Origin of the sequence: Acinetobacter sp. SwsAc5 (assembly GCF_013391485.1) — a bacterium.
GTDB classification, from domain to species: domain Bacteria; phylum Pseudomonadota; class Gammaproteobacteria; order Pseudomonadales; family Moraxellaceae; genus Acinetobacter; species Acinetobacter towneri.
Genome location: NZ_JACAXD010000033.1, coordinates 1 through 24855, shown reverse-complemented (window position 1 = coordinate 24855; position 24855 = coordinate 1). Strand labels below are relative to the sequence as shown.

Annotated in this window: 25 protein-coding genes and 1 CRISPR repeat array; of the genes, 9 read left to right on the top strand and 16 right to left on the bottom strand. The window is 36.6% G+C overall.

Translation table 11 applies throughout. The annotated features are described in order from the left end of the window. Positions 1–60 precede the first annotated feature (60 nt). The 4 genes from HYG89_RS14290 to HYG89_RS14275 all read right to left on the bottom strand — a co-directional run bounded on the left by HYG89_RS14290 (position 61) and on the right by HYG89_RS14275 (position 2179). On the bottom strand, positions 61–537 hold the full coding sequence (locus tag HYG89_RS14290) for a hypothetical protein (protein WP_178868093.1): 477 nt from the start codon (positions 535–537) through the stop codon (positions 61–63). A gap of 27 nt (positions 538–564) precedes the next feature. After that, a complete protein-coding gene (locus tag HYG89_RS14285) occupies positions 565–990 on the bottom strand; it encodes a hypothetical protein (protein WP_178868091.1) in 426 nt (141 codons plus the stop codon). Between the two features lie 11 nt (positions 991–1001). Beyond that, positions 1002–1433 carry a hypothetical protein gene (locus HYG89_RS14280; RefSeq protein ID WP_178868089.1) on the bottom strand — a complete coding sequence of 144 codons (432 nt, stop codon included), beginning with the start codon at positions 1431–1433 and terminating at the stop codon, positions 1002–1004. 302 nt (positions 1434–1735) lie between these two features. Next, a complete protein-coding gene (locus HYG89_RS14275) occupies positions 1736–2179 on the bottom strand; it encodes a hypothetical protein (RefSeq protein WP_178868087.1) in 444 nt (147 codons plus the stop codon). Positions 2180–2376: 197 nt separating this feature from the next. Here HYG89_RS14275 and HYG89_RS14270 point away from each other — a divergent pair, with 197 nt between their 5' ends. Beyond that, positions 2377–2634, top strand: a complete 258-nt coding sequence (locus HYG89_RS14270) for a hypothetical protein (RefSeq protein ID WP_178868085.1) — start codon at positions 2377–2379, stop codon at positions 2632–2634. 59 nt (positions 2635–2693) lie between these two features. On the opposite strand, the gene HYG89_RS14265 is transcribed toward HYG89_RS14270, so the two are convergent. The 3 genes from HYG89_RS14265 to HYG89_RS14255 form a co-directional block, all read right to left on the bottom strand. Next, positions 2694–3116, bottom strand: coding sequence for a hypothetical protein (locus HYG89_RS14265; protein WP_178868083.1), 423 nt, complete (start codon positions 3114–3116; stop codon positions 2694–2696). A gap of 16 nt (positions 3117–3132) precedes the next feature. Further along, positions 3133–3627, bottom strand: a complete 495-nt coding sequence (locus tag HYG89_RS14260) for a hypothetical protein (protein WP_178868081.1) — start codon at positions 3625–3627, stop codon at positions 3133–3135. A gap of 403 nt (positions 3628–4030) precedes the next feature. Further along, positions 4031–5197, bottom strand: coding sequence for a replication initiation protein (locus tag HYG89_RS14255; RefSeq protein ID WP_178868079.1), 1167 nt, complete (start codon positions 5195–5197; stop codon positions 4031–4033). Between the two features lie 1401 nt (positions 5198–6598). On the opposite strand from HYG89_RS14255, the gene HYG89_RS14250 reads away from it, so the two are divergent. After that, the gene (locus HYG89_RS14250) at positions 6599–7132 is read left to right on the top strand and encodes a hypothetical protein (protein ID WP_178868077.1); all 534 of its coding nucleotides are present in this window, start codon (positions 6599–6601) and stop codon (positions 7130–7132) included. Between the two features lie 79 nt (positions 7133–7211). Here HYG89_RS14250 and HYG89_RS14245 read toward each other — a convergent pair whose 3' ends face one another. From HYG89_RS14245 to HYG89_RS14225, 5 genes are all read right to left on the bottom strand, one after another. After that, positions 7212–7712 carry a hypothetical protein gene (locus HYG89_RS14245; protein WP_178868075.1) on the bottom strand — a complete coding sequence of 167 codons (501 nt, stop codon included), beginning with the start codon at positions 7710–7712 and terminating at the stop codon, positions 7212–7214. 5 nt (positions 7713–7717) lie between these two features. Then, entirely contained in the window at positions 7718–8233 is a 516-nt protein-coding gene (locus HYG89_RS14240) for a hypothetical protein (protein WP_178868073.1), read from the bottom strand. A gap of 782 nt (positions 8234–9015) precedes the next feature. After that, positions 9016–9531, bottom strand: coding sequence for a hypothetical protein (locus HYG89_RS14235; protein WP_178868071.1), 516 nt, complete (start codon positions 9529–9531; stop codon positions 9016–9018). A gap of 305 nt (positions 9532–9836) precedes the next feature. After that, positions 9837–10550, bottom strand: coding sequence for a hypothetical protein (locus tag HYG89_RS14230; RefSeq protein WP_178868069.1), 714 nt, complete (start codon positions 10548–10550; stop codon positions 9837–9839). Positions 10551–10850: 300 nt separating this feature from the next. Further along, complete coding sequence (locus tag HYG89_RS14225) at positions 10851–11039, bottom strand: hypothetical protein (RefSeq protein ID WP_178868067.1); 189 nt, start codon at positions 11037–11039, stop codon at positions 10851–10853. Positions 11040–11206: 167 nt separating this feature from the next. Between HYG89_RS14225 and HYG89_RS14220 the strand changes: the two genes are divergently transcribed. Together HYG89_RS14220 and HYG89_RS14215 are read left to right on the top strand one after the other, a co-directional pair. Continuing rightward, positions 11207–11557: a helix-turn-helix domain-containing protein gene (locus HYG89_RS14220; protein ID WP_178868065.1), complete on the top strand. Its 351-nt coding sequence runs from the start codon at positions 11207–11209 to the stop codon at positions 11555–11557. Positions 11558–11653: 96 nt separating this feature from the next. Continuing rightward, entirely contained in the window at positions 11654–11911 is a 258-nt protein-coding gene (locus tag HYG89_RS14215; protein ID WP_178868063.1) for a hypothetical protein, read from the top strand. Positions 11912–11946: 35 nt separating this feature from the next. Here the strand turns inward: HYG89_RS14215 and HYG89_RS14210 are convergent, their stop codons facing one another. The 3 genes from HYG89_RS14210 to HYG89_RS14200 form a co-directional block, all read right to left on the bottom strand. Continuing rightward, on the bottom strand, positions 11947–12942 hold the full coding sequence (locus tag HYG89_RS14210; protein WP_178868061.1) for a hypothetical protein: 996 nt from the start codon (positions 12940–12942) through the stop codon (positions 11947–11949). A gap of 336 nt (positions 12943–13278) precedes the next feature. Beyond that, on the bottom strand, positions 13279–13947 hold the full coding sequence (locus HYG89_RS14205; RefSeq protein ID WP_178868059.1) for a hypothetical protein: 669 nt from the start codon (positions 13945–13947) through the stop codon (positions 13279–13281). A 454-nt stretch (positions 13948–14401) separates the two neighbouring features. After that, complete coding sequence (locus HYG89_RS14200) at positions 14402–15226, bottom strand: putative quorum-sensing-regulated virulence factor (protein ID WP_178868057.1); 825 nt, start codon at positions 15224–15226, stop codon at positions 14402–14404. A gap of 289 nt (positions 15227–15515) precedes the next feature. On the opposite strand from HYG89_RS14200, the gene HYG89_RS14195 reads away from it, so the two are divergent. Genes HYG89_RS14195 through HYG89_RS14175 form a run of 5 tightly spaced genes read left to right on the top strand, consistent with a single transcriptional unit; the run spans position 15516 to position 20577 of the window. Beyond that, positions 15516–16268 (top strand): hypothetical protein, encoded by a 753-nt coding sequence (locus HYG89_RS14195; RefSeq protein WP_178868054.1) that lies wholly within the window; start codon positions 15516–15518, stop codon positions 16266–16268. Beyond that, positions 16268–16867: a type I-E CRISPR-associated protein Cas6/Cse3/CasE gene (locus HYG89_RS14190; RefSeq protein WP_178868052.1), complete on the top strand. Its 600-nt coding sequence runs from the start codon at positions 16268–16270 to the stop codon at positions 16865–16867. The genes HYG89_RS14195 and HYG89_RS14190 overlap by 1 nt, the downstream gene beginning before the upstream one ends. Then, entirely contained in the window at positions 16864–18903 is a 2040-nt protein-coding gene (locus HYG89_RS14185; protein ID WP_178868050.1) for a helicase C-terminal domain-containing protein, read from the top strand. The genes HYG89_RS14190 and HYG89_RS14185 overlap by 4 nt, the downstream gene beginning before the upstream one ends. After that, entirely contained in the window at positions 18900–19565 is a 666-nt protein-coding gene (locus tag HYG89_RS14180; RefSeq protein WP_178868048.1) for a hypothetical protein, read from the top strand. The genes HYG89_RS14185 and HYG89_RS14180 overlap by 4 nt, the downstream gene beginning before the upstream one ends. 1 nt (position 19566) lies before the next feature. Next, positions 19567–20577, top strand: coding sequence for an RAMP superfamily CRISPR-associated protein (locus HYG89_RS14175; protein WP_178868046.1), 1011 nt, complete (start codon positions 19567–19569; stop codon positions 20575–20577). Between the two features lie 245 nt (positions 20578–20822). Next, a CRISPR array of direct repeats spans positions 20823–23603; the repeat unit is 23 nt; unit sequence TTATCACATAGGTGATTTATTGG. 130 nt (positions 23604–23733) lie between these two features. On the opposite strand, the gene HYG89_RS14170 is transcribed toward HYG89_RS14175, so the two are convergent. Further along, positions 23734–24651: a hypothetical protein gene (locus HYG89_RS14170; protein WP_178868044.1), complete on the bottom strand. Its 918-nt coding sequence runs from the start codon at positions 24649–24651 to the stop codon at positions 23734–23736. Between the last annotated feature and the right edge of the window lie 204 nt (positions 24652–24855).

The window sequence follows — 24855 nt, the reverse complement described above, 5'->3', positions numbered from 1 at the left end:
GAGTATAATAGTTTTAATGTCAAAAAAAAGAGTATTCTAGTGAATACTCTTTTCTATGGTTTACTTATCCAGTTCATGTAAATTGCTGATGTAAAATCCAATAGCTTTTTCAATCACCTTGCATGTTAATCGGTAGTCCCACTTGAGATTTCGGTTAACAAAAAGTTGAGTTTCGTTCGAGTCCATACCTTCAATTAAACTACTTGAATCAGACAAGCTCACATCATACAACATCCCTGCGGGTTCAATTTTTACTTCTAAACCTTGTAGTTTTGAGTCAATTTTTACAGTGAAGTTCAACCAAAAATTAAGTTCCTGTCCATCATCAATAGTGGTAAAAACTGGCAAACAGTATTCTGCGGTTGCTGTATGTAGAACCGAACCTAAGACAATCAATTCCCGTAGGATTTCATGTTTTACGATGTCAAATGAAGCGCACTCCATTCCTGAAAAATCTGCATTTTCTATAAGAAAGTCGGGTTCACCTAGAAATTTAAGTACCGTTTCTTTGCTTAATGGGTAAATTGCTGTAGTCATAGTCTATATCTCTATTTGTTGATTCGTTTATTGGCTGATATGGTCGATGTAGCCATTTAGAGCCTGTGTCATAGAATGAGCTAAATAATTCGGGGAAAGTTCTACCCATTCAGAAATATATTCAGCAGGGTCCTTACCATTCACCGTAATTTCCAAATCTTCCATCAGGTCGGTATAAAGCTTATGCACAACTAAATCGCCCTGATCGTCTACCTGTTTTATCAGTTTTAAATGGATTAAGGCTCCATCAACTGCTTCACACTTAAATTGAGTAGAAATAAGGAACCTGATTAGTTGATTGCTATCTCCATCCACATAGATTTCAACAACACTGTCTTGGGTCAGGATTCCGTTTGCAATCTCAATCCCGTTCTGATCGTTAACGACATTAAATTCGACAACATCAGGATCACTTAACAAGGAAATCACCGTATTTTCATCTAAATCGATCATGATTGACCTCCTTAACGGCAACGACTGGTAAAGTGCAGGCTAAGAGCTGTTTGCATAGCCTTGTAATGATCTTTAGGAACCAGTTTCATATTTTCTTTGATGAACTTTTCCGTTTCTTCTTTGGTCATTCCTTCAATCAGGCTTCCATGTTCGCTAAGTTCAATATCAAAAATCTCGCCATTATCGAATTTCAGCAAAGTTGCTTCACATGATTCTGTAGGTACTGAAATCACCCGCACATGATGAAGAATTTCAAACGATAAATTGAAGTCAAAATGAGGATTTATAAAACGTACTGGCGTTTTCAAAATTTGATAGCCATCTTTTGAATAATCGCCGACTAGAACAGGGCATCTGCTACGCTCTAAAAAGGTCGGGTCCGTGATATAGATCAGCGCCACATTTTTTTCAATATTGGGGCAGCGTTGGATTCCAGTTTCCATAACATTAAACTCTCTATTGTTGATATGGTTATTATAACATATACCACATTTAAGACAGTTAACTTATGTAATTTTATGCTTTTCAAAAGTAGCAGGAGGTCACATAGAGCTATGTGAGTCATCCGTGGAGGAATAATTTTCGCATCATTTGTGCGATTACAGGCGCAGCCCCATCAGTGGCGTAAGCACTGGTGGCCGTAGCGTAAGCAAAGGGTAGGGTAGACGGCAGCTGCGCAAGCAGTTGCCCCAAGAGCGTAAGCGGGGCGCTTTAGAAAGGCATCCGGACGATACCTTTATTCGGTTTATGCTTTATTTTCTAGGCGTTTTTGACGCGCGGCACGAAGTTCAGTGTAAATTTCTCCTGTGTCTACATAGATGGTTTCGGAATGGATGCCATTGAAATAGCTAATTACACCGTTACTATGCAAACGGGTTTTGAAATATGGTTTTTCGGCTACGATGGTTTTAGGTGTGGCTTTATTCATCTTGTCATCTAGGAGGATTAAAGCAATCATGCCTGCGTCAACGCCGATTGCATCAAAATGATATAAACCTCGGCTTTGGTCTTTGGCGCGTGAATGTCGGTATGCCGGATATTCACCATCACCCCATTGAGTTAGGCTGATTAAATTCTCATATTTTCCGATTGTGATAGGTACACCGGCTTTTACATTTGCCATAAATTTTTTTGTTGGACGGAATTTAGAACGGTGGAAGTGGCAAGGGTCTAAAAGAATGTAGCGCATGATAATAAACTCTGTTTGCTGATGTTATAATTATAACATATACCACATCTAAAACTGTTAACTTATGTAAAATTATGCTTTTCAAAAGTAGCATTTTGATCACTTGGCTCTATCCGAATCCTTCCTTGCATAATAATTTTTGCTACATCTATCCGAAAACCGGCGAAGCTCTACTGGTGGCGTAAGCACCGGTGGCCATGCGTCAGCAATGGGGAGAAATATGGCAGCTGCGCAAGCAGTTGCCCCAAGAGCGTAAGCGGGGCGCGGCAAATACCCTTATTCCAATAATGACAAGAATTCCATCATTCATAGCCATATTATACAACTGGCCTTTTACTAATCTTGAAATGCAAATTGCTTTTGTGATGACGAATAACCCCATAGCATTATCAGCAATTCTTTCCCGTAATTTGATAGACATATCTTGGCTATACGGAATAACGTGTGGAAATTAAGATTTTGCTTAAAAACTTAATTCCACTACTTATTCCGTAAAGCCCATATCTTTATCCTGTTATTGGGTTTCGATTAGCTGATGCAAACGATTTATGATTGCTAAATGGCTATCATCTGCTTCGTCTTTGATATAGTCAGTAAATTCGATCAAGGCTAGATAAAGCAGGCGATCAGTAACGGCGAAATCATGCCCCAATTTACCCATATCTGCCAATTCCATCACCCGATCCGCTTCATAGAAATCTATTTTTTTAGAAATAACCTCCACAATTTGATCAAGGTCTAAATCCTCCGGCTGTGCAAAGTCATGCAACAGATATTCAGCCAGTCGTAATCCATTCAAGTTCACATTGAATTCATGGACGGATTCTTTAGCGTAATCTTCCGGACTCAGGCTCCGGATCAAAGCATAAATATTGATGGCTTCAATCTGTTCAGGCGTGAAAAGATTAGTTGTGGTTTTTAAATCTAAGATAAACATACTATTCCCCAAAAATTTACGCCACTGAAAGAACTTTGACCGGATTTAGATATGCTTCAATCTGAGATCGGGTCAAAGTAACCTGATTATTTGGTGCTTCTGCATCAACATAAATAACAGTAAAACGGTCAATAAATCCAAGTGCCATTTGATAAAGCGTATGCTTACAACGCCCTTCATCCCCCAACTGGATCATAAAGGTTTCACATTCTCTATCCGCTTTAGAACAGTGTTTTAAATCCGTATACCAAATAAACGGGCTGCGAACTAGCATATTTCCATTTGAATCATTCTCAAATGGAGAGAGCATAGAAATATGCTGATAAATAGAACTTTCATCAAAATTGAGAGTTAGGTTCACAAATTTTTTAATACTTGGATTTTCAATAGATTCTATAGGCTTAAACCCTAGTTTAAGGCAATGGCTTAAAAAAACATTGGCGATTTCATGAAAGCCGAAATTGTTATTTTGGTCAACTGGTGTAATGAATAATTTAGAAGGTAAGATCATGACTGAATACTCTTATTTGCTGATGGTATTAATATAACATATACCACAAATAAAAGAAGTTAAATTATGTAACCCTTTCTGCTTTTAAAAATTCTATATCTGAAAAATGGAGAAGGTCGGGGTGCGGCGGCTCCAAATTTGCGACAACTTCTTTTTTAATACCGGCGAAGCTCCACTGGTAGCGTAAGCACCGGTGGCCGCCGCGTAAGCAAAGGGGAATAGATATCCGCTGTCTCAGCAGCGGATCGCAGCGTCAGCGCAGCAGATATGGTCGGTGATCTGCTTTCCGGCGACTAGCGAAGCTCATTGAGCGTGTAAACGCGCTATGACCCTGCGTAAGCGGTGGGGTAGGGGTAAAAAGCCATTTGAGCAAGCAAATGGCCATAGCGTAAGCGTGGCGGCCCTAATTGGCTTCGTTATGTGTATTCTCTGCGTTATCGTCTGTACTATCAGAGTTCTTAGAGTTTCGGTATTTCAACCATTCAAGGTAATAATCCAAGTCGATAGGCTTATGCGCATTGAGCAAATCTATCTTATTTTCAAGCAATGCGGACATCACTTGTTTTGCAACATCGTCACTGACTGCACCAAAGAACACACCATAATCATTCAAGAATACTGGTTGATTAACTAATGCTGTGATCTGTTTTTTAGTCAGGGATTTTGGTGGAGTGAAATGCTCAACACGATCCGGATGTCTGAAATGATCACCATTGTCATCCCAAGGAATTGCAGCTTTAAGGAATTTAATTTTGAGAGCTTCAATTCGCTTGTGCATGTTCATTTCGATGTAATCAGATTTAAAATCAAAATCAAATTTCACAGCTGTAAATCTTGCACCAGTCTTGATGTAGGTAGCTTCTACTTTAATATTAGTGAAATTGTTGATTTCATCTACAGCCGGTTGAACTAATTTTTCTTTGATCTTTTGATGGGTTAACGCATTAAGCGGTTTATTTAACATCCGATGGATATCATCATATTCAATGGTTAAAGGTTGTTTGTTACGCCAAACATGAGCATTGAGATAACGATATAGACGTAATGAGAAATAATAATCCATCTTCATGATGTATTTAATTTCATGTCTATTGAAGGGCTTTACACCGCTTTCAGTCGCCATCTTGTAGAATAATTCATAGAACTCTTGAGGAAAGAATATAGATAACTGCCTACGTTTTGAATCAAAAGCAAGTTTACTGATCATAGGTATTTTTTCATAAATACCTTTATCGTCACGCTTCACTTCCATAGCCGGAAAAGTTTTTAATTCTTCATAAAAGCGCTTCATTGAACGAGTGATACTGCGAATACGCTGAAAACGAACTTTAGTTTCTTCCGTACTTAGGGACACTCTGGAATCGTAATCGTACATGAGGTTAACCATGTTCTCAGCAGATACGACTACTGGATTCTTAAAGTCGAAGTCTGTCTTGTTGTCCATTTCGTATTTATTAACAACAGAAATAGCAAACAGAATCATCTTCTCAAGTTGCAAATCAATATTATAAGAAGCCGTGACAAAATCATTAGATGTCGTCACCTTGTCATGCTTATTGATTTTTTTCACTAGAGAGTTCGTAGTCCGACTATTCACTTATGAATCCAATTTAAACCTAATTTTTTATCCCTGCACATTATAGACACAGATAAATTGTCAAAAATATAGATTTGATTAATTTTTCACAAAACTGATATTTTCACTTAATTAACAAATACTTAAAACACATAGAATTACAAAAACAGATTTTAAAAAGTGTACGACAGGGGTTTTTTTTCGCCTTTCAGGTGTACGACAGGGGTTTTTTTTGGTCAAAAACGGGCATTTTTAGAGTAATAACTACAAAAAAAGGACGGCAAACCCTTGGTATTATTGCCTTTAAACTTAAATTTAGATGAATTCTTCATCATTCAATGGTTAAAAATAAATCAATAAAAAGTGTTTCATGCCAATTTTAGGCTTAAATTTAGAAATTTAGAGTTTTCCAAAAAAATAGCAGATCAATAAAACTAGGTTAAGATATTGATATATAGAATATTTCATAAAATTTAAAAGTGTACGACAGGGGTTTTTTTTCGTCTTTCAGGTGTACGACAGGGGTTTTTTTTCTGTTTTTAGGTGTACGACAAGGGTTTTTTTGAGGTTTTTTAAAAACATCCAAATTCAGCGAAAAAATACCAATGTTAAAATTACCATTCAAGTATTTGTAATATATAGTATTACTGAAATTTAAAAAGTGTACGACAGGGGTTTTTTTTCTGTTTTTAGGTGTACGACAGGGGTTTTTTTTCTGTATTTAGGTGTACGACAGGGGTTTTTTTGAGGTTTTTAAGGCCTAAAATCCCCATTTTCTGAATAAAAATTGGTCAAAAAACCTTATTTCACGCTGTTTACAGCTTTATAAGAGCACTTTTCTTAAAACCCCTCTAATAATGTACGACAGGGGTTTTTTTTAATATCTGTTATAATAAAACTGGTTATTTTTTAAATAAAACAGACATAACGTAACCATAATTATAAAGAAAATAAATTCATATATATGTATGGCATACTCGCCTGTGGATATCCATGTGGATCAAAGTGTACGACAGGGGTTTTTTGGTGTTTTCAGGGGTTTTTTTTGGTACGACAGGGGTTTTTTTTGGTACGACAGGGGTTTTTTTGTGTACGACAGGGGTTTTTTTGTGTACGACAGGGGTTTTTTTGGTTCAATAAGACTATGAAATATAAAAAAAATATAGTCCCCTAATACTATACAATTCTTTCTAATTCTTTCTAACGCCTTTAAATTCAAATTGGTGGGGCAATTCATCAAAAGTTGATTACACTCCAAAGTACAAACTGGTTGATCATTTTAGTTGATTTATAAACTTATTACATTAAAACCTTACTTTTCTGTAATAATAAAAACATTTATTATCTGTTAATAAACATTAGTGAAATAAAAAATATATTAGGTCGGAAATGAGTATGAAAAAATATTTAATATTAATAATCGGAATTAACCTGTTAAACACTACATCAACTCAAGCATCCAGTCAGATTCTTAGTTTAGATGATAAAACGATCAGGAACTATAAGGAACATGCAAGAAACTGTACTGCAATTCTAAAGTCATCTGATAATCGTACTGTAGGTTATATGTTTAACGGATATAACCTGATTATGAAATTCAAAGGGGTAAACCAAGAACACTTCTACAATGTGGACAATTATGGAAAACGTGATTTTGGACAACCAGTAATTTATAAAGCATTAGATGATTTCACTTCTTACAACATCACTTTCACGAATCTAAAACAGATCGATACTTATAAATTTAAAATGAAAGGGGTGATAGAGAAGCATTATAGAGATTTTTCAACTCATACTGATCACAAGAATTTGATTACCAGTGATACATTTACGATGACTCAAACCTGTAAAAAAGATGATAAGGGTTCAATGTTCTATAAGGTATCTTCACTGTCCAAACTGTATATGACCATCTTCAACCGTCATTAAAAAAAAGCCCTTTTTCATAAAAGAACAATCTTGTTCCAACAGGATCACAATCAACAAAAGCATTAAGCTATTTTCCTTTCTAAGATTTCAGCTGCTTTAACAGCTCTTTTTTGAGGTTATCAACATATTTTTGAACTACCGCTATAGTTTCTTCGTCCACATTCACTGTATTGGCCCGTAGAGCGCATTTAAGAGCTGTTTTAAGAATTGCTAACCCAAAGTGATCAATATGCTCTGTAGAAACGAAATCAGCGCAATACGCCGTCACTGTATCTACAGAGTATTCAATATTGATCCGGTACTTCGTCATAAGATTCAAAATTGAATCTGATCCAGTGCTTAGATCACAAAATCTAACTTCTTCAATGCGGCTGTATTTGTTTTGAATAGCACATTTTTTTCTAGCATCTAAACGGCCTAGAAAATAGTCTCTTGGTATTTCAGTTGTGCCATTTTCAACTGCTAATCCACCATTTTTAATGACTGGAATAGTTTTAAATGATTCATCATCAGCCCAATGTTTAAGGTAGAGATATTGAACCAATGGCTCCGATAATAAATTTATCTGTACTTCAACCATATTAATCACGCCTTCTCCGCAAGAGGAACCAGTTTGTTCAACTCTTGATTGAGGTAAGTTTCTACCTCAGTTTGATTTTGAATATAAAATTCATTGGTTTTGACACCATCATCAACCTGAATGATCCAAACATCAAAATAGGTGTATAGGAAACTTTGAGATAAGAGTAATAGGTAAGGTACAGAAAAATGGCTATTTTTTATAGATACCTGTAGTGCTTCTTGTTCAATTCGTAATAGATCACACTGATAATTGTCGCAATAGTAAATTGACAGGTCTAATCCTGACTCTACTAGCTGATCAGCTAGTAGAAATTCTCTATGTAACTCCTTCCAAGTACCATGAATAAGCTGAAATTCAGTTGTCAAAGATGGATAGAAAGGGTAGATGCGTAATTCATTCTCTTTGTGAAAAAAACCAAATTCTATCGCCGCATTATGAAGCCGCGATAAGTATTCCGTGATGCCTTTCAATGTCGCATCATTTTTGGGTGTAATAATTAAATGATCAACTTTCTTCATACCTGACACCATAATCTAATTTTTATCATTAGATTTATTTTAGCATATACCACTTATAAGAAATATATTAATTTGTAATTTGAATATAAATAAAGATTAATAAAAAATGATGCTTTTCAAGTTCAATATATTGGTAAATACAATGAATTAAACTAATATTTTTATTTAATTAGAAGCCGAACCTTATTTTAAAAACAGGCGTAGCCACATAATCGGCGTAAGCCGTTTATGTTCCATGCGTAAGCATTGGATGGCTAGAATCCATCTGCGTAAGCACGATGGACGAAAGCGTAAGCGAAGCAATTTTTTTGTTTCCGCGCGGAAACAACAACAATAAAAAAACCATACTCATTACTGAGTATGGCCTTGATTCATCAATGATTTGTTAAACTTGCAATCATTCTGTCTCTGATACTTGCGATATGATGGCTGCAACGCATCCAACCGACCACAAAAATCACACTGACAAAAAAGCCAATGAAGAAGATGCAAAAGAAACTAATCACAGGAAAGGAATTAATGTAAGGCTGTGACAAAATGTATTTTAAAATACAGTAATGCAAGCCAAAGAATACAATAAAAAATAATATTGATTCTGCCCTATTAAATATAGCACTTAATAAAGACATAATAATTAACTCCATTTGTTGATGAAAAGATATTTTCTCAAATATACCGCACAAAGAAAATAGAAAAAAACTTAATCACGACACGGTATGACGCTATTAAATTAAAAATAATAATTAAAAAAAAGGCAGTCATTAACTGCCTTGTTGAGCCTGTTAGATTGCCCATTGATAACTGTCGTATTCATCAGCTGTGAGATAGCAGGCATCCTTGTATGCGATTTGCAAAAATCGGTATGCCAAAGTTTTGTTGAAATCTTCTAATTCGCTTGCCTGAAACTCATAGCAATGCAGTAATTTTAAATACTGCATAAACTTGATGTGCTGAACAAAATCTTTTGAATACTCAAACTGAGCTTCGACATCAGCTAGATAAGAGCTTAGATCGGTCTGATCTCGGTGAGGGTAAGCGCTATTCACACCAATAACGATTGCTTTGGCTAGAATGCGGGATATTAAAGAAAAGTTTTCTTTCCGGAACGTATTAGAAAATTTGAAATTCTGTAATTCTTTTCTGAACTCTTGGTCAATTTCGTGTAGGCCATCAGTTGTATAAGCTAAAGGCTGAACCTCACTCAAGAACTTCTGCATAAATTCAGCACATGCAAAAGGTTTAACTGCTAAGTTAACAATTACAGCAAGGTGTTTTGCAGAAATTACATAAGCTGACATAACGATAAACTCTAATTTGTTGATATAGATATTATAACCATATACCACATATTTAAAAAGTTAAGTTCTGTAATATTAAGTAATTGCTTTTAAAAATCTGACGTTTGATAAGAAGGCTTAAAAAAAGTAAACCCATACGAAATTTTCGCACCTTAATCCCGCGATAACAGGCGAAGCCCCACCTGATGCGTCAGCATTGGTGGCCAAGCGGAAGCGTGGTGTAGTGAAAGCAATCTGCGTTAGCAGAATTGCCGAAAGCGTCAGCGAAGCGCCGGAACCCTACCGAAGTAGGGCGGTAATCTGCGTTAATTTTCTAAAGAATGTTCAAATGAAGGGCTGAATCCGGTTGTAAGAATTCCATCTTCTGCTGCAATTGCTTTATTAAAATATTGGCCCTGTAAATGACCTGATCTGATGTATTCCCCATATCTGTTGAAGAACAAACATTCGATATCAGATAGCTTATTGGATTCTATTCTGAAAGTTTGGGTCGGGATGGCGTAAGTTGGAAAGAATGGATGCTTACAAAGCTGATCGATAGATGTATTTTCTAATTCTTCCCGATCGATAAAAATATCTGTGTGGGGCAGAATATCTTCATAGACTTCATTTTGATCTAATTGAATACACATACCACTGGCAATGACACCGAGAAAAAATAATTCTTCTGTATCCAGTGCTGCATAAGTGTTGAATAGATTATTTTCCCCAATACGATCAAGATTTTCCTGAGCTGTTTCTAATTCACAAGCTTCAATATGATCTCTAATGAAATCTACCAGTAATTGATCTATATCTTCATCAGAAAGGTTTTGAATTTCCCAACCTTTGGATAATTCATTACTTTCAATACGGATATCTGAATATCCATTCATTTTAAGGGGGTGTAGTCTATGAATATCGTCATGACGGCACACATTACTCAGACTGCTATTTAGTATTGCATATAAGCCATTTGCAAAAATTTTCAGATCAATAGTGCCTGTATGTGTTCGTAGTTGGTCAATGTTGGTTGTCATGCTATAAACTCCACTTGTTGATAAAATTTAATATAGCATATACCACATTTAAAATCGGTAATATTATGTAATATCAGAACTTTGATTGTTATAAATATGCTTGTAAACATTCAAAAGAGCATCATACTCAAATAGTATCCAAGTCTTTGATTTAAGAAAAATACAAACAAAAAAGATTCATACTCGATTAATCAAATATGAATCCTGAAACATTTAAGATCAAAAAAGTATCATACTAAATTACATTGCCTGCAAGAATTTTACCTCTCGCTTCATTAAGTAAGAATTTTTTTCTAATAATTAGAAATTATCTGTATACCAAACACAAATATAGCAAAATGAAGCAGAATAGGCTTCATAAATATGTTCAATATTAATCACTTTGTATTGAGGATTTTTGGTAAAAAATTCATTAATTTCTTTAGTTGTGCGCTCAATATCATTGTCTTTTCGTGCTGAATCTAAATAGAATTTTTTAGAATTAATCATGTCATACCTAATAATTTATATGTAGTGTTGATGGGATAATATACCGCCTTACTGTAAATTACAATGGGTTAAATTATTTAATTTTAGTATAACAAATTAACCTATTGGTTTATATATTTTGCATTTAATGCTAATATAAGGGGTGTTTTTAAAAATGAGTATATAAGATGGCAAAATTAACAGATTTTGGTAAGGCAATCAGAAAAATCAGAATTGACCGTGATATGAATCTTATTCAACTTGCAGAATCAATTGGAGTTAGTTCAGCATTCTTATCATCTGTCGAAACAGGAAAAAAACCAATTAGTGCGGAATTAATAGGAAAAATTATAACTACTTTACAGCTTAAAAAAGAAGATGAAAAAATACTAATACATTCTGCTAGTCATAGCATTAGAAATGTAACAATTAAAACAAAAAGTGCAGAAGAAGCAGAAATTGCCTTTTTGTTTGCATTGCGTATGCAAGCCAAGTCGATAAAATTAGATACACTACGAAATTTTATTAATGAATCCTAAATTACTAAAACACAAAACAAACTCTTATTTAAGATAAAAACATCAACGAAATACAATGCTTGTATAATGGTGATGTGATTCTTTAAGAAAAATCAAATGATCAAGATTTTAGGTGTATTTGTTTTCGTGTATAGCATTTTTCATGTGCTAGGTTATTTTGTTAACCAGTACGAACATGCAGAAATATACACATTAGGATGCGTGGATAAATCCAAAGCACCGTGCAAAGTCTACAAGGGGAGTCTAAAAACAACATTTTGGGCAAAAGATTATGTAGTGAATAATGGGGCTAAAGAAATCATTATTTCCAAGTATGACGTTGCCGCAATCAAATACCCTCAAGAAGTAAATTAAAAAAGCCTACATGATGCAGGCTTTTTTCAGGTCCATCATTCAGTTACTAGATATTTTTCTACCTCCGGCAACTGCTCCGGTTGATATTTTTGAATCATTTTAAATGCTGTTTCAGCATAAAACTTGATAGACCGTATACCACTCTTGGTATTCGCTAAATATTTTTTCCCCATATCGGATTGATCATTTTCCCAAAGTTTTAAATCTTCTTTGAGTTTGGCCAACTTCTGATTGTTGCGTTCCAGTACCGCAAAAGTTCCTTTAGTGCTCATTTCTAGCGGTTGAAAGCTTGATCCTGAACAAGATTGGCTTGCGATCTCATTATATGTACCTCGGTCAATTGTATAACCATGGTAGGCAACCTGATCGGGATTGGATGGCTTTAATCTTACCCAACGGAAACAGCAGGCACAGTGATGATAGTCGCTGCTATTTTTAGGATGAAACTCAATTTCATCTACATTTTTATAAAGCTCATGCAGCTTTACCGCTTCTTCATTCACTTGTTTGGCTACATTTAGGTACACCGAATTCGGTTGCTTAACCAATGCTATTTCGTACAACCAAGTCAATTTATCACGGGTTTTACCTATATTGCCAAAAAGGTTGTAAGCCTTATAAGCATTAACATGGTCGAAATCGAATTCAGTTAATTCAGGAATCAGGTCATGCTTTTCATATAGTTTATCTAGGTGGGCTTGAATTAATTGCAGGCTTTCAAAATACAGTTTAGTAAAGCGGTTATGATCCGCTGAACGCAAACCAACGAAGTCACTTTGACCAATAAGGATTGATGCCTTGATGCCATTGATCAGGTTCAGATCATGGCGTTTACGCTTGGATACTGAGTTAATGATGCCGAAGATAGTAGGGCAGTTTGCTTCAAGCCATTGGCGAATTTCATCCTCAATAGTTGTATATTCAGGATAAGTTGCTGTGATCTGTTCCCAACACTTAGGTTTTACAAGATCAACGATCTCAATGGCTTTTAGATCAGACTTAAACTGTTGTGCAAACTCTTTCAGTTGCATGGTTAAACCCCCGATTTCATTAAATTAATTATAACCATATACCACAAATAAATCAGTAATATTATGTAATTTTAGCTTTTAAAGTGTAATAGTGAGATTAGATACAGGCATCAAAGATACACCGGAAATTTTTTTAGCGCATCTTTCTTTTTGATTACGGCGAAGCCCCACCAGTGGCGCAAGCATTGGTGGCAGCCGCGTAAGCAAAGGGCAGAGTGGATGGCAACTGCGCAAGCAGTTACCCCAAGAGCGTAAGCGTGGCGAGATTTCGTAAAGCTAATTAAGTCAGGTTAAGACGCTATTTCAGCACCTTAACCGACTAGAGAACAAGATGAACTAGGCTTCATCTTCGGTTTTGCGTTTGTTTTCTATCCAATGTAAACCACCTCTATCAATAAAGTCGAAATATTCATCTTCAAGGAAGTCGCTTAGTATTGTAATTCCATTATCCACTCGGATGTCAGGGCTTACAATTGAGTCGTCTCCAAACTGGAAAAATAGCATTCCAGTATTGTGATTTAGAGAAACGATCAATTCAAATTCACTCTCATCTACCTGATAAAAGATAGAGTTTCCATCAACAAATTTCACATCGATGCGTTTTGAATCCACTTGATTTACATAATCGTCAATGAAGTAACCAACAGCTTTCAAAAACTCAGGAGTCTTTGGATCAAGACCGTTAAAAAAATCGACACCAAGAATTTCATCTGTGAGCTTGTAATAGTCTTGAATACTGAATTCATAATCCACCTTTTTGCCTTCACGGTAATGATTGATCCCGTAGGTTTTGAAATCCGTGCTCATGTAAAGATGGTTCACAGAAAGCTGTAGGTTTAATGCGAATCGTTTAATATGATCCACCATATCCAAATTTGTATTTTCTAAATACATAATATGGCCATGATCATTCTTTCTTAATTCAGCTAAAAAATATTTAGAAAACTGGACAACTTGGGATTTTGAAAGGTCATGAAAAGTAATGTGATGTTGAATATTGTTCATGGTAAACCTCTATTTGTTGATAAGGCTATTTTACCATATATAGAATAATAACAACAACTTGCAGCGACATTGATTGTCGTTTATCAGCTTTTAAAAAGTATATAAATTCTGATGAAAGTATAGTTTTGATCGTGGAAAATTGAGCCACCATTATTCTGAATACTGGCGCAGCCCCCCCGCCGGATGCGTAAGCATTGGCTACCATGCGTAAGCAAGGGACTAGAGCATGAAAAAGCCTATGATTATAGTGCTGAAAATTGCGGTTACAGCTGTACCAAATATAAGATTTTGACGGGATTGGAACCGTTTTGATTTCAGCATTCGGATCGCTAACAGGCAAACCAAACAAATAACGATAAATGCACATCCCATTAATGAGAGGGTGTGCAGCGCGTTTTTTAAAAAACTGTTCATGGCTAAAACCTGAAATTATTTTTCTTTTCCCAAAGCATATTTATTCTTTGTCCGGTCCTTTAATAATTTCAACGGCGCTAGGACGTTTAATTATTGTTGTTTTGCGCTTGGTTTCACTATCAACTTTGTGTTCAGCAATAGTCGCTTTCATGGTAACTGTGTCGCCTGCAATTCCAAGGTCCACTGAACCTTGATATCTAACATTGCAGCCTTCTATCTCAAGCGTATAGGAATACTGGATTCCATAATCACGGTGGCCCATGCCCCCATAATCACCAGTTCTACGCTGATATGCAGATTTAACAATGCCAGTCATGACTTTGCGCTGACCAACTTCGCCATAATGTTTAAGTTTATCATTATCCTGTTTGCGCTGCTCAAATAGCCCACGTTCTAGGCACATCCCTAGACACATATCTGATAGCATTTTGAATGGTAGTGAATCGTTATCATCCCCAATGGTCGGGTTCTTATCAGCCATCCATAAGATATAGTCGTCAGGGAGATCGACAATCTTGGTTCCCTCATGTTTACCAAATGGAACAACACCATTTTCAATGGCTTCTAAACGCATCAGAACGAATGCTGAAACTTTGTATTTAGGTTTGACCCAGTTGGTGTGCTCGACCTCTTTCTCAAACGCAATATCAACAGCGTCACCAAGTCGATCTTTGATCTGTTGAACATATTGTTCAGCTTTGCGCTGTGCTTCTTCGAGATTCGTTGACAGATTACAGATATGGGTATCGTTTACCATCAAACCGTATTTGTCGATGATTTCTTTACGAAAGGTATAGAAAATATCAAGAGCACCAAGGCCGATATAGTATGTGTGTTGTGGTTTTCTTAATTCTACGGCGCTCATAATATTCTCCATTTGTTGATAAAATCAATTATAATCATACACCACGAATAAAGATATTAAGTTTATGTAAAATATAAGTATTATTTTTCATAAAATAGAAAAACAACAACTAAGTGCTTAACATTCTGAACCACTGATGCCGCCTAATAAGCGGCATTTTTTATGTGGTATATGGTTTTAATGTAACTTAATTTTATTCTAATGTTATATAGCCACTTCATCCTGTTTACATCCACTTTTAAAAATAATACTATCCGTGATGTAAACATAACGGTTCTAAGGTTGTTAAATGGATGCAATCGAATTATTGCGTAAAAGAATAGTTCCTTTCTTTGAGTCGGATTTTAAAGATTTGCCTAAAGAGAAAGGTGTCTGTGAGGTTTTTGGTATTGAGGTTGAAGGCTTTGTTAATAAAGATTCTTATGGGACCATGACTATTCAAAGTGATGTACTTAGGGTGTTTACTCAACCTAGCTATGATGTCATTGGCTTTGCAATGGGAACAAGAGAAGCCCCAAAAATAGCAATGCGATTCACTGACTATAAATCTGCATGGTTAATTGTTCCTACCTCTGATGAACAGCCTGAATTATGGTGCGGCGGTAAATATCCTGAGAAGATTTCATATCAGACACCGTTCAAAATAAAAAGCCTATCCGGTAATCAGGCATTAGTTGAATTACTTGAAGATGATCGACCTTATTTGGCAATCAATCTTTCGCCCCGAAAAGAACTTTATTTAAAGAATCTCTTGGTCGGAGACAAAAATAATCTGATCTTATGCCAAGAGCAGGGATGTGTAATAACCCCCCGTACACACTGGAAAGAATTTAAAGAAATGTTCCAAGGTCTTGAGAAAAAGGATCGTGCAGAAGCGCTCACTATATTACGCGGCATTAATGCAGGACGCTTCGATCAAGCTAATGACCGAGTACAGCAATTCTTTGCTAAAAATATGGATTTTGCCCGTTTCAGTGGTCAAGTATTACCGAAAAATCCAATTGCACGAAATGTATGGCTTTCAGCTTTAGGGGCAGTCTAATGAAGGGTTTTATCTTTGCTTTAAGAAAACAAAACTATGATTATCACAGTACCGTTTTTAATTTGCTTAAATCGCTAAACATTAAAGATTTCACTCCAAATCATACGGATTCTAAACCGCTTTTGTTTCATGTAAATGGCGAGTACATCATTTGCCGCACCAGTGCGGAGGTTGCAGGCATTCCGTTGACTGAGCAAGTGTTGGAGGTGAATGTCGGTGATCTGCTTGAGGGAACTGTAACGCTGCCGCGAGACACACCAAAACTCACGATGGACAAACAACAGTTTGATGAATTCGTGAAAAATAAAGGCCGCAAACCCAAGTATGCCGAAAGTCACAAATACACTCGATTAACTGATGATGAAATTCCTAAGTATGCAACCAAACTACTTGAAAAAGCCGGTTTGGATATTCAGGAACTCAAATTTACGGATGGTGGGTATCACCTGATATCCGGTCGCGAAAAATCAATTAAATCTGTAGATATTCATTTTACGGTCAAGGTTCATAATTTGGCCCAATTTGAACATGCTTGGTTTAATGGTATTGGCCGCAACAAAACTTATGGTTTTGGAATGATTAGGGCTGTCAAACTATGAAAACTCTCTTAGATTATGTGAACGCAGCATTCGGTGAAGATGGGGCTATTGTCAAATTGGGTGGACGTTACACATCTGAGCAACATGAATACGCACTTGGCATAGCAGAATCCTTAGTTAAACCTGATAAAACATTAGGTTTACTGCAAGCTGATACAGGTATCGGGAAATCTCTTGGTTATTTGATTCCATCTGCTATTTTCATAGCCCTGAATCCTGACCTGAATAACAAGAAAATTGTTATTAGTACCTTTACGCGCTATCTGCAAAAACAAATCATTGATCACGACTTGCCCTTTATCAAGCAGATCATGAATGAGATCGGGCTGAATATAGATGACATGCTCATTGCTTATCGTATGGGCCGTCAGAGCTTCTTTTCACTTGAACGAGTCAAAGATAAGTGTAAGGGAATTATTAAGTCTGATCCGGCTCGTAAAGATGAACTGGATGACTTTATCAATAATGTCGCAGAAAGTTGCCATTTTGGATCAGGAATATGGCTCGACTATATTGAAGAAATGGGCGATCTACCGGCAGGCATTAAAGTAGATGATATTTGCCTACTGAACAGTCAAAAGTCTGATAATGAAGCCTATGACTTTCACTTAGATCGGGTGAAATCGGCAGCAATTATTATCACGAATCATCATAGCTGCATCATGGCTGACAGGACTGGAATATCAGATTTTGACATTCATGCCATGATCTTTGATGAAGCTCATAAACTTGCTTCGATTTGTTTTGATAACTTTAATCACCGCAATAACCTAAATGAGATTAAACGACTCCTGAACCATGTTGCCGACCATTCTCAGGCAAAGAAACTTGCATTGGAATGTCTGAATAGCATAGATGAACTCGAAACAAAGGTTAAAGCCCACCCGCGTTTTAATATGATTGATTATTTGACGGCAACGAATACACCAGTGATTTTTTCACAATGTAAAGTGTCTGTTGCAGCGGTACAGTCAGAACTGACTAAAACCCTCAATGCCTTTAAAGAGTCTATGAAAGATAAAACTCTGACAGCTAAAGATGCCGAATTCATTGATACAACTACACAGTTAATTCAGCGCTTGTCCTCATGGCAGAAACCGAATAATGAATACACTTTGTCTGCAATTGGTGTATCTCCAATCCGTAAACAGATTTCAGTTGCCTATCTCAATATTTATGCAAGCAAGCTGTTTGGCGCAATTACTAAAAGATTAACTGATCGTATTATTCTGACAAGTGCAACTCTAGCCAATGCCAAACAGGGTATGTCCTTTGGATTAACAAAAAGTTCACTTGGTCTATCAGATATTGAAAGCACCGTAGAGCTGATCGTTTCTCCAAAAAACTATGCAAATATGCAGTTCGTTCTTATGACCAAGGCTTGTCCACCGCCGATTGTTGATGCTGATGAAAATGACATTACTTTCAATGCTGAATGGTTAGCTAAGACGGCGCTAATGATCAAGAAGGCAAAAGAAAGTGGTGACAATGTACTGGTTTTGACTACCTCACATAAAGAGTCAAAAATTCTCGGTGAAATGTTTAAGGATTGTCAGCCATTGGTCCATAGCGAAGGGACTGCATTAAAGGAATATCTACAGGACTTTAAACGACCAAATGAAATTCTAATTACTTGTGCCGGTTGGGAAGGCCTGAATCTGCGCAAGGAAAACGGAGATCAGCTTATTTACCATGTTGTGATAAGCCGTATTCCATATAACCCGCCTAACCCGATTATTGAATTCGCTTCAAAGGTTATGTGCGACAGAAATAATCAGACTAAAACTGAACTAAATAACATCCAGTGGATTTTATCCATGCAAGATGTTGTCTCTAAACTTAAACAGGGTATGGGGCGTGGTACGAGATCGCCTAATGATCTAGTCACAATATGGATTGCTGACAGCCGGATGCCGCATTCACGCAATGAAAGGGGAAATATTATTCTTCTAAACGCCGTTCCTAAGCGATTCATGGATAACTACTTAAATGCCGAAATTTTTTTGGAAAAGAAAAAGGAGCTATTTTTTATATGAAGCCCATAAAAATTAGCTTGGAAATTTCGTCTCCGATTCTTGTTCCTAAATATCCAATTCATTTAGATGCACTTCTTTATGCGTCTTATCAGCTGAATACCAATTTATCTGATACCGAGATTCTAAATGAACTTGAAAAGGTACTAGCTAAAGAAGATGGAATATTCAAAGCATCTGCATTGCGCTATGTGCGTACCAAACAGATTCCGATATCCATGTGTGAATGGAGTTTGGTAACTCGTACACACTGGATCGAATGGCCATATTCGTTTCATGAGCGTGAAAAGACCATCATTGTTAAAGGTGGGGGATTCCGAAAAAGGGTCACAGCCTATAACGCAATTTTAACCGCTACTGTGGAATTTCATGCAGTAGGGGAGCCGAGAAAGATCAAATACCTTCTCGAAAGTTTAGGTTTTATTGGCCTGAATAATAGTCAAGGTTTTGGCGAAATCACCGCAGTTGAAATTGATGACGATGATGATTTTTGCTTTTTCGATGAAGAAGGTGAATTGGCAAGATGTCTGCCGCTTCACATGGTCAGCTCGGAAAAGGCACAGCACTATCTGAGAGTCAAAAACAGTGTAAAGCCACCTTACCAAAGCTCTGAACGAGTTGATTCCTTATTACCAAATTTCCGTCTTAAAACTATAGGTAACTAATATGAAAACTATTAAATTTATTGGCCATCTAACCACTGTAGCGCCTGTAAACGTAACATTGCCAAATCAGACTGGTATTCCTCGTAATAGCCATGGCGCATATTATATCCCTGCAACCAGTATCCGTGGATTCTTGCGTAGTACAGCTGCTTACGCTATTGCTGACCTTCTTCAAAAGAATGGTAAAACGCTGACTGTAGATGAACACTATATGAATTTTAGCGGTGTTGATACAGGCCGCAAAATTAAACTAGGTGGGGGTTATGAGCGTATTGGTAAAAACTTGGAAATCCGCGAGATCAATCCTCAGATCAGTAACTTTGGTAACTTTGGTGTAGCCGGCAAATTGAAGGTCGGTAATGCGTACTGTGATCCAAACTCTAACCCAATTATCACGTATGGTAATGGTTCCCGAAACCATCCATTTAATCGTAACCCTTCTTTAGTAGGATTCGTGGACCCTAGCGAATTGGACTATTTAAAGTCTGTCATGGATGCGGATGCGCTTACAGCACTAGAAACCGCCGACCTGAAATCAATGAAAAAGAAATTGCAGACTCAAGCTAAACAGTTAACGGGTGATGATAAAAAGGCAATATTTAAAGAAATTGAAGATATTGATCTCAAGATTAAAGAAACAAAGGATACCCGTGCGGGTTCCACCGAAAGTATCTTGCGCCCATTAGACGGATTTAGTGCGATTGATGCCGGACATACCCTAGAACATCGTATGATCTTAAACAATCCATCTGACCAAGACCTAAACTTTTTGTTATGGACTCTATGGAAGGGTAGCGTAAACTTTACCATTGGTGGTCATCAAAACCTTGGTTGTGGTGAAGTTCATGCTCAGTGGAATATTATTGAAACTTCATTTGATGATCCAACCCCACGAAAACTAGGAACATTAACTATCAGTGATGACGGATTCCAGTTAGACAAAATTGCTTTTGACCCGAAAGAAATTGATAATGCCATTTCAAATGAAAAATTTGACTTTACTGTTTTTTAAAACAGTAAAGATCGCAACAGCGATTTTAAGGTTAGAGCCGTTATCCAATGGTTAGATACCGCGAATGCGGTTTAGGGTTATTTCTTTGATATGGCAATATAATTGAAATAACCCTTTATTTTTTAACTTTAAAAAAATCCTCTAAATACAATTCTATACAGGAACCGCATTTTAAAAGGGTTTTAAAATGATGTTTCTCTTAAAAACTTAAAATATATAAATTATTTCACCCTTATTCACTGTTGGTTATCACATAGGTGATTTATTGGAATAAAAAAATAGAAATGGATGAAATCCGTATGTTGGTTATCACATAGGTGATTTATTGGAATAAAAAAATAGAAATGGATGAAATCCGTATGTTGGTTATCACATAGGTGATTTATTGGCCCTATTTTTTGCTTCTAATCGCTATTCTAGAGTTCATTATCACATAGGTGATTTATTGGTATTTAAAGCTCAATTTTGGCAGTGGTAAGTAGTTCATTATCACATAGGTGATTTATTGGACTTAAAGTTGACTAAAGACTCTTTAGATTTAGTTCATTATCACATAGGTGATTTATTGGTCTTTGAAAAATAGGTTCCCAATTATTGGTAAGTTCATTATCACATAGGTGATTTATTGGGTAAGTAGCAAATTGCATAGTGGTGAACAAGTGTTGGTTATCACATAGGTGATTTATTGGTCGCCTGCGGATCGTCTTTCGCTGCTGTTCTGTGTTGGTTATCACATAGGTGATTTATTGGTTGCAACCGAAGTCGGATGCAAAGGCTTGTGAGTTGGTTATCACATAGGTGATTTATTGGTTGTCCAAATACACCACCACGAATTAGGACCGGTTGGTTATCACATAGGTGATTTATTGGGAAAGATTTGGAGCTTGATGCTGTGGTTGGAGGTTGGTTATCACATAGGTGATTTATGGGTTATCTGTAATGATGATAGGGATTTCACATTTGTTGGTTATCACATAGGTGATTTATTGGATCAATAACATGAAATAGTAATGCCAACCTAGTTGGTTATCACATAGGTGATTTATTGGATTCATAATTGACAAAGAAATTACCCAAAAAGGTTGGTTATCACATAGGTGATTTATTGGAGAAGTGCAGGCTGATGTTTTTAGTCAGTCAGGTTGGTTATCACATAGGTGATTTATTGGGCATTGCTACTTAAAGCACTAGCAATATTCAAGTTGGTTATCACATAGGTGATTTATTGGAACACAAATTACATGAGCAAAGATGTGATTCAGTTGGTTATCACATAGGTGATTTATTGGCTAGTACCTCGCAATACTCTCATAAGCCCACCGTTGGTTATCACATAGGTGATTTATTGGTTGAGTGGGAAAAGGCCGTCAGAGCGCAAATAGTTGGTTATCACATAGGTGATTTATTGGTGAAATACAGGCTGAAATTGACTTGATCTACGGTTGGTTATCACATAGGTGATTTATGGGTTGCTATATAAGGCTTTCAGAGGACATACAATGTTGGTTATCACATAGGTGATTTATTGGACATAAATATGGAGACATGCTTTTATTCTAAAGTTGGTTATCACATAGGTGATTTATTGGGCTACTTCATGTAAATATTTGGTAATGGCGTAGTTAGTTATCACATAGGTGATTTATTGGAAAGCAGAAATGTAAAATATATTGACTTGTATGTTGGTTATCACATAGGTGATTTATTGGGTATCAATATTACGTCCGTGTACTTGGGTTCAGTTGGTTATCACATAGGTGATTTATTTGATTTAACCGTGGCTCGGTACGCTTTGATGGGAGTTGGTTATCACATAGGTGATTTGTTGGTCAACAACAGGACGTATTTTTATACCGTGAAAGTTGGTTATCACATAGGTGATTTATTGGCATACATACATCAAACAGATAGGTCGGGTTAAGTTGGTTATCACATAGGTGATTTATTGGAAATGAAACTCGAAGAAGGGCTAATACTCATAGTTGGTTATCACATAGGTGATTTATTGGAAATCGTCTGTTTTCCTCTCTGAGCGAGTTCAGTTGATTATCACATAGGTGATTTATTGGTATTAAATTTTCAAAAGAACGTCAAGCTCATGGTTGGTTATCACATAGGTGATTTATTGGGCAAGCAAAGTGCGATCAACTAAACATTTGCTGTTGGTTATCACATAGGTGATTTATTGGCATACATACATCAAACAGATAGGTCGGGTTAAGTTGGTTATCACATAGGTGATTTATTGGAAATGAAACTCGAAGAAGGGCTAATACTCATAGTTGGTTATCACATAGGTGATTTATTGGAAATCGTCTGTTTTCCTCTCTGAGCGAGTTCAGTTGATTATCACATAGGTGATTTATTGGTATTAAATTTTCAAAAGAACGTCAAGCTCATGGTTGGTTATCACATAGGTGATTTATTGGGCAAGCAAAGTGCGATCAACTAAACATTTGCTGTTGGTTATCACATAGGTGATTTATTGGTCTGATGTCAGGCGTTTTTCCAGTATTCAACGGTTGGTTATCACATAGGTGATTTATTGGCAGAAAACATCAATCTGAAAGCCAGTGAGAATGTTGGTTATCACATAGGTGATTTGTTGGTATTGCAAGCGGAATAGCTGCATTCAATGAAAGTTGGTTATCACATAGGTGATTTATTGGTGTGCGGAAAAATGATGACACCATTGCTCATTGTTGGTTATCACATAGGTGATTTATTGGCTTAGGTGAGTCTACTATTTGGGAAAAAGTACGTTGGTTATCACATAGGTGATTTATTGGTTGAGTGGGAAAAGGCCGTCAGAGCGCAAATAGTTGGTTATCACATAGGTGATTTATTGGAGACTGAAAGGGTCTGTCCTTTTGCCAGTGTTGGTTATCACATAGGTGATTTATTGGAAAAAATTTTGGACGAGAATCTACTCCGATCAGTTAGTTATCACATAGGTGATTTATTGGAACATCACTCTTTCGCAAAACCACGATTCCCTGTTAGTTATCACATAGGTGATTTATTTACCTCCTAGTGGACAAATCGAATAATTCGATAACACAGAAGTTATTTAAAAAAAGACCGGTTTTGAACCGGTCTTTTTAATATTTAACAGTTAGGTAAATATTCATGAATATCCTAACATTAAGATAGTTATTATGAACAACAAGCGCATGTCGAGTGTGAAGCATTAGATTTTTCTTGTGTTTCTACTTTAGCAAGGATGTTAGTAAGGAATGTTTGTAGGCTCATGAATCCTGCACCGGCACGACTATGGCCACCGCCATCAATCCCAAGTTTAATTAGTGCTGTTGGTACATCTTCGCCGTGCTCTCCTGAACGCAGAGAGATTTTTACTTTATCTGCAAGGATGGTATAGCACATGACAAAAGGTACGCCGTCCATGCCACCAACCAACTCACCAACTAAATTAGTGTGATCAGGAGTCACATTGACCATAGGGAAGGAATATCCCCCCGCATTGACATTCACCAAGCCGTTTTTAATGATTCCTGTCGCATTGCGTTTAGCAGTTTGATTGATCGAATTACCGATATTACGGAAGTCTGTCAGATTGCTCATAAAGTAGCTGTCATTGAGCAATTTGATCATATCCGGAATATTATCACCCATAATTGAATGTAGGCCTTTAACAATGTCGTAGGCATCAGGCAGCTCAAATTTGTAGAGATCGCCGTCCTCAATATACTGAACAAAAAGCGGAACGCTCTCGCCGTGGTGAAAGAAATCCCAAGTCAGACTTGCACCTGAATACTCAACACTGGCATGACAGAATACGGTTTCCATGTAGAGGGGTTTAAACAGGCTTTCTAAGGCAGATTTGTGGTGATCAAGAAAGATAACCTGATCAGCCTGTGCAATGATCTTGAACATTTCATCACTTGGGTATGAGAAGTCGGCAAGCATTACTACTTTACCAGTAAGATCATCGATACTATCAAAAAGACTTTGGCTATAACGGCCTTTGATCAGTTGAATGTCTTTACCTAGCTCATTAATAATGACAGCTGCCGAAGCTACACCATCCGGACATCCCCCATGGTATACAACCACAACATCACTTGGATCGCGGTTTTTTAGATTTTCTACTACGGTTTTGCGATCCTGATGAATTTTACATTCATCTTCATACTGTTAGCGGCAGTGTAAAAATGACCCCCTAATGGCATTTAAAAACTGACCCCCTTGGTTAATATAGCGGTCATTTTGGACTGCTCAACATGTTAACTTTGGAGCAAGCAGTGACAATCCAAATAC